A 13,045-nucleotide genomic window follows, 5' to 3' on the forward strand; every position below is an offset into this window, starting at 1 on the left:
GCGGCGCGTCACTCCACCGTCACGCTTTTCGCGAGGTTGCGCGGCTTGTCCACATCCGTGCCCCGGGCGCAGGCCGTGTGATACGCCAGCAACTGCAGCGGCACGGTATGCAGGATGGGGGACAGCTTGCCATAGTGTTCGGGCATCCGGATGACGTGCATGCCCGGAGCGCCCACGATCTGCGAATCGGCATCGGCGAACACGTAGAGTTCGCCGCCGCGCGCCCGCACTTCCTGCATGTTGGATTTCAGCTTTTCCAGCAATTCGTCGTGCGGCGCCACCGTGACCACCGGCATGGCGTCGGTCACCAGGGCCAGCGGGCCGTGCTTCAGCTCGCCGGCGGGATAGGCCTCCGCGTGGATGTAGCTGATTTCCTTCAGCTTCAGCGCGCCTTCCAGGGCGATCGGATAATGCATGCCACGCCCCAGGAACAAGGCGTTTTCCTTGCTGGCAAAGCGTTCGGCCCAGGCGATGATCTGCGGTTCCAGGGCCAGCACGGCGGCGATGGCCGCCGGCAAGTGGCGCAGGGACTTGACGGCCTGCTGTTCGGCGCCGTCATCCAGCCTGCCTTGGGTCTGCGCCAGCACCAGGGCCAGCAGATACAGGGCGGTCAACTGGGTGGTGAAGGCTTTGGTGGAGGCCACGCCGATTTCCACCCCTGCCCGGGTGATGAACGCCAGCTTGCATTCGCGCACCATGGCGCTGGTGGCCACGTTGCAGATGGTCAGGGTCTGCTCCATGCCCAGGCTGCGGGCGTGCTTCAGTGCCGCCAGGGTATCGGCGGTTTCGCCGGACTGGGAAATCGTCACGACCAGGGTGCGGGGGTCGGGCACGCTGGTGCGGTAGCGGTATTCGCTGGCGATTTCGACATTGACGGGAATCCGAGCAACGGACTCGATCCAATACCGCGCCGTCAGACCCGCGTAGTAGCTGGTGCCGCAGGCCAGGATCAGCACCCGGTCCACCGCCTTGAAGACCCCATGGGCGCCATCGCCGAACAGTTCAGGCATGATCGCGTCGATCCCCTGCAGGGTGTCGCCCACGGCGCGCGGCTGCTCGAAGATTTCCTTCTGCATGAAATGGCGGTAGGGGCCCAGTTCGGCCTCGCCCGTATGGACCTGGACGGTATGCACGGATCGCTCCACCGGCTGGCCCTGCGCATCGCTGACCCACACGCGGGAAAGCTGCAGGTCCACCACATCGCCGTCCTCAAGATACATGATCTGATCGGTCGTACCCGCCAGCGCCAGCGCATCCGACGCCAGATAGTTGCCCTGGTCGCTGCAGCCCACTACCAGGGGCGAACCCTGGCGGGCACCGACCACGCGGTGCGGTTCCTGGGCGCAAAACACGGCGATGGCATAGGCGCCTTCCAGGCGCCGGGTGGCCTGCTGCACGGCGGCAAACAGATCGCCGTCATACAGATGGTCCACCAGATGGGCGATCACTTCCGTATCGGTCTGGCTGTGAAAGGTATAGCCGGCCGCCTGCAGTTCCGCCCGCAGCGCGTCATGGTTTTCGATAATGCCGTTGTGCACCAGCGCAATGCGCGGCGCCCCGTTTTCCGGACCGGAAAAGTGCGGGTGGGCATTATGCGTCAGCGGCGCCCCATGCGTGGCCCAGCGGGTATGGGCGATGCCGGTCAAGCCCTGGACATGGTCCTGAGTGGTCTGGGCGGCCAATTCAGCCACCCGCTGGGTGCTGCGCACCCGCTGCAGGCCGGTGCCGGTGTGCACTGCCACGCCGCAGGAATCGTAGCCGCGGTATTCCAGGCGGCGCAGGCCTTCCAGCAGGATGGGAACAATGTTGTGACGCGCAACGGCGCCGACGATGCCACACATAAGGGTGCTCCTGAATTTGAATCACGGGGACGAAGGGAGACGAGCCGCTCACCCAAGTCCTGCTCAGCCGCTATTGTGTCCCGAGCATAAAGAAATTTGATTTCTATTTTTTATTCATTATGAAATTATATTTCACTTATCAAATGAAGTGAAATATAATTTCAATTCCCTTTCCAAAGACCCCGCCATGATCGACACTGCCGCCCCGCCCGGGCTCGACGACCTGGACCGCCGCATTCTGGATCAGCTGCAGCAGGATTGCTCATTGAGCAACCTGGAGCTGGCCGCCCGCGTGCATGCGTCGCCACCGACCTGTCTGCGCCGCGTGCGCAAGCTGGTGCAATCCGGCCTGATCCTGCGCCAGGTCGCCCTGCTGGATCCGGCGCGCCTGGGAGCGGCGCTGACCGTCATCATCGAGGTCTCGCTGGACGCCCAGGCAGCCGAGCAACTGGATGCGGTCGAGGCCAGCCTGATCAGCGAGCCCGCCATCCAGCAGTGCTACCGCGTCAGCAGCGGCCCCGATTTCGTGCTGGTCGCCCAGGTCGCCGACATGAGCGCCTACCAGGATCTGGCGCTGCGCCGTCTGACGGGCGACCCCAGGATCCGCAACGTCCGCAGCTTTTTCGCCACAGACCGCAGCAAATTCGACACATCCATTGCAGTGAGTGGTTAAGGGTTAGTACCTATGCTATAGTAGCGGATTGCCTGTTTTCTGACCTCCTGACCTTGGCTTGCGCCGGGTGTTCCAGCAGTTGGCGTCCCGCATCGACGGATCCACGCCCGGAACACGATACCGATGCGCTATTTTGGGTTGACCCGGTCGGCGCATGCGACTGATCTCTGCGGCAGACATCCGCAGCAGCAACCCGGCGGGGCCATCTCTGGCGCCCCGCAGCCCATCGCCCGCCCTCGCGGGCCCAAGGAAATCATGTCTTTCGACTCTCTGGGGCTCGGCCCCAAGCTCGTGTCCGCTCTTCAGGAACAGGGCATCTCCACTCCCACCTCCGTGCAATCCGCCGCCATCCCCAAAGCGCTGGCCGGGCAGGACCTGATGGTGTCTTCGCAAACCGGCAGCGGCAAGACCGCCGCCTTCATGTTGCCCTCGCTGCAGCATCTCAGCCACCGCACCGGCCCCGGCGGGCGCGGCGTGCAGGTGCTGGTGCTGACGCCCACCCGTGAACTGGCGATGCAGGTGGCCGACGCCACCCGCGCCTACGGCAAGCATCTGGATGGCCTGCGCGTGGCCACGGTCGTCGGCGGCATGCCCTACGGCGCCCAGATCAAATCCCTGTCCAAGCGCGTGGACGTGCTGGTGGCGACCCCGGGCCGCCTGATCGATCACCTGCAGGCACGGCGCGTGAACCTGTCCACCGTGCAGACGCTGATTCTGGACGAAGCCGACCGCATGCTGGACATGGGTTTCATCGAAGACATCGAAACCATCGTCGGCGCGACGCCGGACGAGCGCCAGACCCTGCTGTTTTCCGCCACACTGGACGGCACGGTGGCCAAGCTGGCCGCCAACCTGATGCACGAGCCGCATCGCATCGAAATCGCCTCCGCCCAGCAGAAGCACACCAATATCACACAGCACCTGCTGTACGCGGACGACCGGGCCCACAAGCTGCGCCTGCTGGACCACTTGCTGCGCGACACCACTCTGGACCAGGCCATCGTCTTCACCGCCACCAAACGCGGCGCCGATGACCTGGCCGACCACCTGTCCGAAGAAGGCTTCGCCGCCGCCGCCCTGCACGGCGACATGAACCAGCGCCAGCGCACCCGCACCCTGGGCCTGCTGCAAAACGGCCGTGTGCGCGTGCTGGTGGCCACGGACGTCGCCGCCCGCGGCATCGACGTGCAGACCATCACCCACGCCGTCAACTACGACCTGCCCATGCAGGCCGAGGACTACGTGCACCGCATCGGCCGCACGGGCCGCGCCGGCCGCGACGGCCAGGCCATCACCCTGGCGGTGACGGCCGAACGCCACAAGATCCGCCGCATCGAGCAATTCATCGGCCAGTCCATCCCCATGGAAACCATCCCGGGCCTGGAGCCGCGCCAGTCGGTCCGCCCGACCTGGAAGGACCGCCCGAACCAGAACCGGCCGCGCAGCGGCAAACCCGGGGGCGGCTACCAAGGCCGCAAGCCCTGGCAGCAGGACCGGGACGCCGCCAACGGCGATTCCCGCGCCAGCGCCCGTCAGCCCTGGCAACAGGATCGGAATGACGCCGCCGGCCCCAGCCACGGCGCCCGCAAACCCTGGCACAAGGACCGGGATGCGGCATCGCGTCCCCACGCCGGCGCCGCCAAGCCCTGGCACAGTGAACGGTCGCAGGCCGACGACGACACCCGTCCCGCCCGCGCTTCGCGCAGCCACGGCGCGCGCCAGTCCGACTGGACGACCACTGATGCCGCCTCGCGGCCCAGCCACGCTCGCCGCCCGGACGCCCGCGCCGACCACGGCCAGCGCGGCCCGCGCAGCGACAAGGTCGGCGCCAAATCCACCTTCAAGCGCCAGGCCCGCCAGGACCAGGACAAAAAGCCGGCCCAGCGACCGCGCTTCGCCTGAACCGGCGCGGGCCGCGATCACAAGGCCCTGCCGGTTCCGTAGTCCATCCGCCCCGAGCACTCGCACAGAGCGCTCGGGGCGATCTGTTTGAGGAACACTCGCTGGCCCGCGTCGAAACCCGGCGCGCACTCCCGCGCCGACATCCGGCCCGGGCCCCCTGCCCTGCTGCTATGCTTCGACCCATGACCGAACTGCCCGCCATCCAGATTCCCGCCCACTTGCCCGAGCCCGATGCCACCGCCCGCCAGCACGGCCTGCAGGTGCAGGCCATGCTAAGCCAGCGGATTCATGCCGCGGGCGGCTGGCTGCCCTTTGATGCCTGGATGCAGGCTGCCCTGTACGAGCCTGGCCTGGGCTACTACAGCGCGGGCAGCGCCAAATTTCATCAGGATGGAGACTTCACGACCGCGCCGGAAACAAGCCCCTTGTTCGGTCAGGCCCTGGCCCCGCAGGTAGCGCAGATCCTGGCCGCCAGCGACAGCCGCACCGTGCTGGAGTTCGGCGCCGGGTCCGGCGCTCTCGCAGCCGCCCTGATCCCGGCCCTGCACGCGCAGGGGATCACGGTCGACTATCAGATCCTGGAGTTATCCGCCGACCTGAGGGCCAGGCAGCAGGCGCGGCTTGCCCCCTGGGGGACGCACGTGCAATGGCTGGATACGCTGCCCTCGGCCTTCCAAGGCTGCGTGCTGGCCAATGAAGTGCTGGACGCCATGCCGGCCATCCTGTTTCGCTGGAATGCCCAGGGCGGCCTGGACGAACTGGGTGTCATCCACGACCCGGACCCTCAGGCCATTGTCCCGTTCGCCTGGGCGCCGCGCGCGGCAGGCCCGGACCTGTCGGCTGCGATGGCCGCCCGCATGCCGCCCCTGCCCGGCTACCAGTCGGAAGTCAATCTGCAGGCGGAAGCCTGGACCCGAGACCTGGGCCGCTGGCTGAGCCGCGGCGCTGCCCTCCTGATCGACTATGGATTTCCTCAAGCCGAGTACTACCACCCGCAACGCCTGCGCGGCACCCTGATGTGCCACTTCCGCCATCACGCCCACGACCAGGCCCTGATCCTGCCGGGCCTGCAGGACATCACCGCCCACGTGGACTTCACCGCCATGGCGGACGCCGCGCTGGACGGCGGCCTGGACGTACTGGGCTACACGTCGCAGGCGCGCTTCCTGATGAACACGGGCCTGACGGACCTGATCCGCGCCCCCGGCGACGATCCGGCCCAGCGCGCGCGCCAGTTGGCCGCCCTGAATACGCTGCTGTCCGAGGCCGAGATGGGTGAGTTGTTCAAGGTGCTGGCCATCGGGCGCGGCCTGGAGGGCCCGCTGCGGGGGTTCACGCGCGGCGATCGGCGCGACCGGCTGTAAAGCCCTGCGCCACCGTCAGCCCGAAGCTGTTCATCAGGCGTCGCGTGGCGAAATCCGGCGGCCCGTCGGTAAAGACCGCCTCGTCGGCGGCATCGGGATGCAGTGCGTGATCCACGCGGGGCAACAGGCTGCGGGCATGACGCGCGATGGCCTCGGCGGGATCCAGCCAGTCCACAGGCCAGGGCGCCAGTCTCCGGAATACATTCACCAGGAAGGGATAATGCGTGCAGCCCAGCACCACGATGTCGGTGCGGGCGCCGCCGTCTTCCGTGAAGCAGGGCGCGATCTCGGCAGCCACCGCGTCGTCGCTCACAGGCAGGCCGCGCACATAGGCTTCCGCCATGCGCGCCAGCCGGGGCGATCCCACGAGACCCACATGGCATTTCGAGGCGAAAGACTGGATCAGGTCGCGCGTGTAGTCGCGCTGCACCGTGCTCGGCGTCGCCAGCACCGACACCCGCCCGGACCGCGTGCGCTCAGCCGCCGGCTTGATGGCCGGGACCGTGCCGACGAACGTCATGGCCGGGTACGCCACGCGCAGCGCCGCGCCCGCCACCGTGAACGCGGTATTGCAGGCGACGATGCACAGCGCCGGGGCATGATCGCGCAACAGCCCGGCGAACAGGTGCACGATGCGGTCCCGCAGGGCATCCTCGGCCCAGCCGCCGTACGGAAATCCGGCGTTATCGGCGACGTAGACGAAGCGCCGCTCGGGCATCAGCACCCGGGCCTCTCGCAGCACGGTCAGGCCGCCGATGCCGGAATCGAAGACGAGGACGGGTTGGTCCGAATCGGCATTCATCAATGCGGGCATGAGGGAGTCGTGGCGGAAAAGAAGGATTGTCCTCCTTTTTGAGACGGCCGGAATCCCGGGGCCAGGCCGCCGGCGGTCAGAACGCGTGGTTCACCTGGACATGCAGGCCGTGATCCCGCACCCCGCCGCCCACGCGACCGGCATAGCCGATCTCCACACGCGTCGCCTGCGTGCGCATCAGGCTCGCCCGCGCTTCCAGCTTAAGGGCATCGCGCGCGGCCGGGACCCCTGAAACATCAAATGCCGGGCCGCCGGCGTATGCCAGCCGCGCCTGCGGAGCCAGGCCGCCCCAGCCATGGATCCAGCCCGCTCCCGCCATCAGGCGCAGGTCCCCGGCGCTGGTCGCCAGGGCCCATCCCGTCCGCACGCCCAGCGTCGTCTCGGTGCTGGAGGACCGGCCCGATCGCCCCGACAGAGCGGCATCGCCGGCCTCGTCGAATCCGCGCATGGACTGCCAGGCTTGCGCCGCCTCCGCATAAGGCTCCACCTCCACGGCGCCCAGCGCCCGCGCATACCCCAGTTGAGCAAACACCTGCGTCGTCCAGCCGCTATAGCGCGCCGTCTGCCGGCCCAGGCCCGCCACCGCGACCTCGCGGCGCGTATCCGCCACATGCCAGGACTGCCCGACCCCGCCACGCAGGCGCCAACGACCGGAAGCCAGACCACCATAGGCCAATGCGTGGTAGCCGTCGAGCTGCGCCTCGTTGCTCGCCTCGGCGCGCACGCGCGAGCGCGTGTAGCCTAGCGCCACGCCCGCCCGCGCGCCGGAATGCCACGACACGTCGCGGCCGATCAGCAGGCCGCTGGCCCGTCGGTCCGCATCCTGTGCAATGCCGGCGCCGTCATGCCGACTCCAGCCTGTCACCGCCCGCCCCCACAAGCCGTTCCCGCCCCGCGCCGTTGAAGACGCCCCCGCCGCACTGGACGGTCCGTCATCCATTGCCAGGCGCCCCATGACTTCGCCACGCGCCAAACGCACGTCTTCGAACAGCATCGCGCGCACAGTCGCATGCAGTTCGCCCGAGAGCTGGTCATACAGGCCCGGCGCCAGCTCCGCGTCACGCAGGTCGATCAGGGCCTCGTAGGGCACTGCCCCAGCGCCCATGGACTCGATCGACGCTGCTGCGCCGCGCTGATTGTCCGTGCGCCCCAGCGAGGCGAAACTCGTCGCGTTCCGGGTCACGGTCAGGTCGAACTGCGTCGACACGGGCTGGACGAGCGCCAAATCCGCGAAAACGTAGTCGCTGCGCAATGCCAGGCCGGGCCCGCTGACGGTTCCGCCCACTGTCATGAAGGTCATCGTGCGGCCCAAGGAACCGCCCCGCAGCCCCAGCACCTGGACCTCGCCGCCCTGCAGGTCGGCATTGCCCTGGACGTCCAGCCGATCCGCGTTGCCCGCGCCGTCGATTTCGATCTCCAGCACCGAACCGGGCGCTTGGACGTAATCACCCGCCACCGTCAGCATACCGATCGAATTGCCCGGCGCCACACGCCCGAAGGCCTCGACCGGGCCGACCGTGCCGGTTCCGCCCAGCGTGCCGTCCGACAGCACGCTGAACCGGGACGACGCCGTGTTTCCATTGACCGACAGGCGGCCGCCTTCCACGACCGTGTCACCGCTGTACGTGTTGTGTCCATCCAGGATCAGAGCGCCCGCTCCCGCCTTGACGAGACCGCCGGTTCCCTCGATGTCGTTGCCGAACCAGGAGTCGTACCCTCGCGTGTCGGCGCGGAACATCGCGGCAAATCCGTCCGCGCCGAACTCGCCGGGACCTCGGACCGCCTTGTCCAGGTCCAGCAGGCCGCGTCCGTAAACATCATGATCGGCGTAGATTCCGCCGTCGTTCGTGGTCGTGAGTATGACCTCGATGATCTGGCGCGCGCTCATGTAGGGAAAGGCCTGGCGCAGCACGGCAGCGGCGCCGGCCACCACCGGGGAAGCCATCGAGGTGCCGTCCATTTTCACGTAGTAGCCGTTGCGCGGATCCGGATTGGTAGACCAGACTGGATCATCAGAGGCGCCGCCGTCACCGCCCGGCGCCGCCAGGCACCACAGAGCGGCCTGGCCGCAATGGTTGCTGTAGCTTGCGATCGTACCCGACGGCCCCACCGACACCACCGACAGCATGCTGCCGCCCAGGTCGGAAAAATCCAGGCCGCTCACGCGGGAATCCGTGAAATCCAGAATCACATAACTGCCGGGATCGTAGACATCGGTGCCTGGCGCCTCGCTATCCCAAAAACGAAACATGGGATCGACGCCCCCCGGTCGGGCGAGGAAAAAATCCGGCGTGATCAAATGGTACATGCCATAGCCCGACACGTGGCTCGCCTGCGCCGGGTAGTTCTGATAATCGTTGCCGGCGGCGAACACCATCACGATATCGGCCGCCGCCGCGCGCCGAAGCATATCCGCCTGAACTTGCAAGTCCTGGATCTGAACGTTCTGGTATTGCAGCAGCGCGCCTCCGATATTGCCCCAGTACCCCGGGTTGTGGATCGCCGGACCGTCCGGGTTGGCGGGGTCCGGCATCATCATCGGCGGCGTCCCGTCGGGGCCATAGCTGCCGTTCAGGACCCGGGCGCCCGCGCGAATGGCATAGTCGAAGGCGGTCCAGTCCCGATCGAAATCCGTGCGCAGGCCCAGCAGGCTGGCCTCGTAGGCCACACCCTGCATCTGCACGCCGTCGCGCGCCGCGCCGATGATCCCGGCCACATGGGTGCCATGCCCCTCAATCCAGCCGGTGTCATCATCCAGATCGGTATCCGCATAGTCCCAGGGCCGCTGGTCGGCGCGGAAATTCCACCCCCCGGCCACACGGCCGGCGAACTCCGGGTGCCGGGCGTACAGCCCTGAATCCAACACCGCCACCAACACGCCCTTGCCGGTATAGCCGCGCGCATAGGCATATTGGGCGCCGATCTGTTCAAGCGTCCCGCTGCGCCGGAATTCAGCATCCTCGAACCCAGCCGGATCGAACAGGAAGCCCCCAGGCGCAGCCTGGGCGGCGACGGACATTCCCAGCCCGGCCAGCAACGCGAACAGGCGTTGCCGCACAAAGGACAGGCGCCGAGGCGCACATGAACGGGAAGGAATGGCATTGACCGCGGGACGGCGGGCGGATCGCGGAAGTGGCTGCATGGTCAGGTCCGTGATGAGCGTTAGGCCGACGGTCGGCTTGAAGTGCCGGGATTTTTGCAGAAACGGATGGCTTCCCCCATCCGAGAAAACCCGCATTCAAGGCAAGGGGATCATGATCATGCTGAAACCCGTGCATCCCTCGATACCCGGCATCAGGAATGATCAGGCGCCGGACGCGGTCGCTTCCAGCGCCTGTGTCCGTGCCGCGCGCAGGTCTGCGCGGATGCGCGCCGGGTCGCCCCCGGCCGCGCGGGCGACAGCGCCGGCATCCACCGCGCGCACCGCCGCCAGCCGCTGCATCCAGACGGCCGGATCGACGTCATCGAGCACACATTCGGCGGCGGCCAGCAGGGCCTCGAAGCGATCCGGGCGACGCATCGCATCGCAGGATTCCAGCAATGCCAGCCAGGCGGCGGGGCCGTCTGGTTCCGGCACGGCCCCGCCGCCGGCGGTCATACGTCCCAGCATGCCCGGCAGCAGCCGCGCCAGATCCCTGCAGGCTGACGGCGCCCGCAGATGGTCCTGCAAGCCGGGCGTCGAAGCGCGGCACAACACAGCGTAGCGCTGGGCCAGAGGCAGGCTGCGCGCCGCGCTGCGCACCAGGCCGGCGGCAATATCGGCGTCCCACGCCAGGCCGGGAGCCACACGGTCCAAAGCCCCGCAGTCCGCCAACACATCCAGCATCCGGTCAGGACGATCCGTCATCAGGCCCTTGGCGAATTCCTGCCAGACCCGTTCGGGCACCAGGGCATCGACTTCGCCGTCCCGCACTAGGGCACGGCAGAGATCCAGGGTTTCGGGGGCAATGGAAAAATCATGGAACCGCGCGGCAAAACGGGCCAGGCGCAGCAAACGCACCGGATCCTCGACAAAGGCCGGGCCCACATGGCGCAAGATGCGGGCACGAACGTCCTGCGCCCCGCCCAGGGGGTCGATCAGGGCGCCATCCGGCGCCTGGGCAATCGCATTGACGGTCAGGTCGCGGCGGCGCAGATCATCCGCCAGCGTGACGTCCCGCCCCGCATGGAAGACAAAGCCGTGATAGCCCCGTCCGGATTTGCGTTCCGTGCGGGCCAGGGCGTATTCCTCGTGGGTGCGCGGATGGAGGAACACGGGAAAATCCCCGCCCACCGGGGTGAAACCCCTTGCGACCATGATCTCCGGGGTGGCGCCCACGACCACCCAGTCGCGGTCGCCGGCGGGTCGCCCCAGCAGCGCATCGCGCACGGCGCCGCCGACGATGTACACATCCAGTCCCGCCAGGACGGGGTCCTGCCAGACGGCGACGGGCGGCAGCGCCGGATGCCCATCGCCGTCCACCTCGATCCGCCGGGCGCCGGAGCCGCCCGTCACGGCTGCGCCGTCCGCGTGCCGTCCAGGGGGCTGACTGTGCCCAGCCGTGCTTTCAGGGAATCCGGCTTGCCCGAAAACAGCATGGCGTACCAGACCGTGTTGGACATGACGTTTTTCACGTACAAACGGGTTTCGGTGAAGGGTATGGTTTCCGCGAAGATCGCGCCTTCGACCGGAGCCTGCAGTTGGGAACGCCAGCGCTTGGGCCGGCCGGGGCCCGCGTTATACCCCGCCGTGGCCAGTAGCTGGGACCCCCCCAGGCCCTGCAACACCATGTTCATGTAGTTGGTGCCCAGGATCGTATTGGTGTCGAAATCGTTGACCTGCCCCGGATGGAAGTCCTTCATGCCGATCTTGCGGGCCACATATTTGGCCGTGGCCGGCATCAGCTGCATCAGGCCCGATGCCCCCACCCAGGATTTGGCGTCCATGATGAACCGCGATTCCTGGCGGATCAGGCCATAGACCCAGGCGGGGTCCAGGTCGATCTGCCGCGCCTTCTCGGCCACACGCCCCTCGAAGGGGGCGATGAAGCGCTGGCTGAAATCCACCACGCCCTGCGTCTGCAGGGATGTGTTCACCACCCGGTCGTAGATGTGTTCGGCGCGCGCGAATTCCGCCGCGCCGCGCAACTGGGCGTCGCTCATGCCGCGCAGGGTGAAATTCCATTCCGGCACGGCCTCGCGGCGCCAACCCAGTTCGAACAGCGCGACAGCCCGCTGCAGGCCTGGATTGGCCCTGGCCTGGGCGGTCCAGGCGGGATCGAGCGGAGCGGGGGCCGCCGGCAGGTGCGGCGTGCGGCCCAGTTCTTCGGCCGCCAATTGGCCATAGAACCCCAGATCACCCACAATCGACTCGTAATACTGCCGCGCGGCTTGCGCGTTGCCCTGGGCCGCCAGCGATCGGCCGTACCAATAGCGCCAGACGGGCTCATCGGCCTGGGCGCCCGACATCTTGCGGATCGCCACCGCCACCCGATCCCACTGGATGGGCGAAGCCCTCAGTTCGGCGCGCACTTCCCAGGCGTGGTTGTAATCGGTCATGGGGATGTAGCCGGACTGGCGGTACCAGCGGGCGGCATCGGCCTCGACGTTCAGGGCGGAGGCCAGCCCGAACTGCCCCCAGACCCACTGCAGATCGGCCTTGGGCATGACGGCGGCCCACTGGTCCTGGACGTAACGCGCGGCCTCCGGCCGGTCGTCGCTGCGCGCCAGGCGGGCCAAGGCCAGCGTCGTCAGTTCAAAATCGGTGGGCGAACGCGGTTTGGACCGGGATGCCAGCCACTTGCGCGGGTCTTTCATCAGGGCGGCGAACTGCACCATCGCGGCGTCGTCAAAGACCACCGACGCCAGGCGATTGATATCGGAGGTCTTGCCGGCTTCCAGGGTGTCGCGCAGCAGCCCGTTCAATTCCTTGCGGCTGAGCACATGATCGGCCACCGCCTGATCCAGCAGTTCCCAACAATCCGAATTGGGCGTGAAGACGTCAAGGACCTCGGCCGCGCGGGCATGCTTGCCCGTCAAGTGGCGCGCCAGCAGCAGGGAACATTGCACGGCGGCGGAAGGACTGGTCACCGGCGCAATGCGCAAGGCCCCGGCGTAGTCCCCCGCCCGCACAGCAGCCAGGATCCAGTCCGAGCGGATGCGTTCGTTCAGATAGGTGCCCGGATTATCCTGCAGAAACTGCCGCACGGCGGCATCGGGCACCGGCGTCGTGCGGTCCTGCAGGTGATGCTGCAAGGCCCAGTAACGGGGATACTGCCCCAGCACGGGATCGCCGACCGCCAGCGGAGCCAGTCGATCCAGGTCCGTCCAGCGGCGCTTCTGCAAGGCGTCGTAGGCATCCTGCACGGCCTGCCGCGCGTCGGGCGGCACATCCGGGGCGGCATACGGCGGCACCACGGGCGCCGCGGGGGAAACCGCGCCCGAGGCGGCCTGCCCCGGGACCGCGTCGCCG

The 13,045-nt window shown here is 67.7% G+C and carries 8 protein-coding genes; 3 read left to right on the top strand and 5 right to left on the bottom strand.

Annotated features, from left to right (window positions below; translation table 11 throughout):
- Positions 1 to 8 precede the first annotated feature (8 nt).
- Positions 9 to 1,841, bottom strand: coding sequence for a glutamine--fructose-6-phosphate transaminase (isomerizing) (gene glmS, locus WBG56_RS12490; RefSeq protein WP_424268770.1), 1,833 nt, complete (start codon positions 1,839 to 1,841; stop codon positions 9 to 11).
- A 187-nt stretch (positions 1,842 to 2,028) separates the two neighbouring features.
- Here glmS and WBG56_RS12495 point away from each other — a divergent pair, with 187 nt between their 5' ends.
- The 3 genes from WBG56_RS12495 (at position 2,029) to WBG56_RS12505 (ending at position 5,780) form a co-directional block, all read left to right on the top strand.
- Positions 2,029 to 2,514 carry an Lrp/AsnC family transcriptional regulator gene (locus WBG56_RS12495; RefSeq protein ID WP_424268772.1) on the top strand — a complete coding sequence of 162 codons (486 nt, stop codon included), beginning with the start codon at positions 2,029 to 2,031 and terminating at the stop codon, positions 2,512 to 2,514.
- A 255-nt stretch (positions 2,515 to 2,769) separates the two neighbouring features.
- Positions 2,770 to 4,416, top strand: coding sequence for a DEAD/DEAH box helicase (locus WBG56_RS12500; RefSeq protein ID WP_424268774.1), 1,647 nt, complete (start codon positions 2,770 to 2,772; stop codon positions 4,414 to 4,416).
- Positions 4,417 to 4,598: 182 nt separating this feature from the next.
- Positions 4,599 to 5,780, top strand: coding sequence for a class I SAM-dependent methyltransferase (locus WBG56_RS12505; RefSeq protein ID WP_424268776.1), 1,182 nt, complete (start codon positions 4,599 to 4,601; stop codon positions 5,778 to 5,780).
- Here WBG56_RS12505 and murI read toward each other — a convergent pair.
- The 4 genes from murI to WBG56_RS12525 form a co-directional block, all read right to left on the bottom strand.
- Positions 5,749 to 6,594 (bottom strand): glutamate racemase, encoded by an 846-nt coding sequence (gene murI / locus WBG56_RS12510; protein WP_424268778.1) that lies wholly within the window; start codon positions 6,592 to 6,594, stop codon positions 5,749 to 5,751. The two genes, WBG56_RS12505 and murI, sit on opposite strands and share 32 nt — an antisense overlap.
- A 76-nt stretch (positions 6,595 to 6,670) precedes the next feature.
- Entirely contained in the window at positions 6,671 to 9,736 is a 3,066-nt protein-coding gene (locus WBG56_RS12515; protein ID WP_424268780.1) for a S8 family serine peptidase, read from the bottom strand.
- Between the two features lie 162 nt (positions 9,737 to 9,898).
- On the bottom strand, positions 9,899 to 11,032 hold the full coding sequence (locus WBG56_RS12520; protein WP_424268808.1) for a hypothetical protein: 1,134 nt from the start codon (positions 11,030 to 11,032) through the stop codon (positions 9,899 to 9,901).
- A gap of 53 nt (positions 11,033 to 11,085) precedes the next feature.
- Positions 11,086 to 13,045, bottom strand: a 1,960-nt coding sequence (locus WBG56_RS12525; protein ID WP_424268782.1) for a transglycosylase SLT domain-containing protein, incomplete at its 5' end; no start/stop codon positions are given.

This window comes from Castellaniella sp. (assembly GCF_049671645.1).
Taxonomy (GTDB): domain Bacteria; phylum Pseudomonadota; class Gammaproteobacteria; order Burkholderiales; family Burkholderiaceae_B; genus Castellaniella.